Annotated in this window: 2 protein-coding genes; one reads left to right on the top strand and one right to left on the bottom strand. The window is 45.1% G+C overall.

Features of this window, described 5'->3' with window-relative positions:
• Positions 1-1,039, bottom strand: a 1,039-nt coding sequence (gene murJ, locus BCT81_RS01660; protein WP_198596820.1) for a murein biosynthesis integral membrane protein MurJ, incomplete at its 3' end; no start/stop codon positions are given.
• 251 nt (positions 1,040-1,290) lie between these two features.
• On the opposite strand from murJ, the gene rpsT reads away from it, so the two are divergent.
• Positions 1,291-1,551: a 30S ribosomal protein S20 gene (gene rpsT, locus BCT81_RS01665; protein WP_004739529.1), complete on the top strand. Its 261-nt coding sequence runs from the start codon at positions 1,291-1,293 to the stop codon at positions 1,549-1,551.
• Positions 1,552-1,578: the final 27 nt, after the last annotated feature.

The raw sequence follows: 1,578 nt of genomic DNA on the forward strand, positions 1-1,578 counted from the left end.
TGAATAGCACCATTAGCATTGGTTTCGCTAAAACAATAAGGCCCAACATCGCAGGAATGCCAAGCAGTAGCACCATACGCACGCCCCAGTCCATGGTGTGTGCAAACCCTTCTCCTTGAGCATCAACGTGCTTACGAGACAAAGCAGGAAGAATCACAGTCGCAATCGCAATACCAAATAGACCCAGTGGGAATTCAAGCAATCGATCTGAGTAGTACAACCAACTAATAGAGCCTGTCGCTAGGAAGCTTGCAATGAAGGTATCAAACAGTAGGTTGATTTGGCTAACTGACACACCAAACAGAGCTGGAATCATTAATGTGCGAATCTTAACGACGCCCGGATCTCTCCAGCCCCACTTCGGCTTAACCAACACACCTGCTTTAATAAGGAAAGGCATCTGGAAAAGGAACTGAACTAAGCCACCAAGAAACACACCGATCGCCAAGCCGATTTCTGGCTGTTCTAAGTTCGGAGAGATAAACCACGCTGCACCGATGATCATGACATTCAAAAACACAGGGGTAAAAGAGGAGACCGCAAACTTACCCAGTGTATTGAGAATGGCACCAGATAACGCGACAAAAGTGATGAACCATAAATAAGGGAAGGTAATCTTGAGCATAAAGCTCGCGAGTTCGAACTTAGGCGCCGCTGGGCCATCATTTAGCCAGTCGATAAACCAACCCGCACCAAACAGCGCGGTAATTGCTCCAGAGCCCAGCACACCGATAACGGTAACAATAGACACTAATACCCCGAGCGTACCTGACACCTTAGCGATTAAATCTCGGGTTTTCTCTTTATCACCAGCCGCGTGATATTCCGTTAATACTGGAACAAACGCTTGAGAAAAGGCACCCTCTGCAAACAGTCGACGTAAGAAATTCGGGATTTTATTAGCGAAGAAAAATACGTCGGCACTCGCTCCTGCTCCCATCAAATTTGCTACTACTACATCACGTACTAGCCCCAATACACGGGAAACAAAAGTCATTGCACTGACAATCAGGCCTGACTTTAATAGTCGTTTACTCACAGAAACCTCTGACACTGGTTGATTACTTTCAAGGGAGGATAAATACTATCCTGTCCTAAGAAGCATATTTATTAGCATTGGTCTAAAAATGCTGTTAGAATCCCCGCCATCTTAACCGCGATGACCTTTCCATACCAAAGTTTGTTTGGCTACGATTGGTTTTTGCACAAATCATTTGACAATTAAGCGCTAATGAGGGATAGTCCTCGCCCTTAAATTGTCACCGAACTAAGTTTTTGGGAGTTAGACCCTTGGCAAACAGTAAATCTGCTAAGAAGCGCGCTATCCAAGCTGAGAAACGTCGCCAGCACAACGCTAGCCGTCGTTCTATGATGCGCACTTACATGAAAAAGACTATCGCAGCTATCGCAGCTGGTGATAAAGAAGCTGCAACTGCTGCTCTTGTAGAAGTTACACCACTTCTTGACCGTATGGCGACTAAAGGCCTTATTCATAAGAATAAAGCTGCACGTCATAAGTCTCGTTTCGCTGCTGCAATCAAAGCTCTTTAATAGAAATTTGATTACAACGCAAAACGA

It is taken from the genome of Vibrio sp. 10N.261.52.A1, from assembly GCF_002876325.1.
Classification (GTDB): Bacteria; Pseudomonadota; Gammaproteobacteria; order Enterobacterales; family Vibrionaceae; genus Vibrio; species Vibrio chagasii.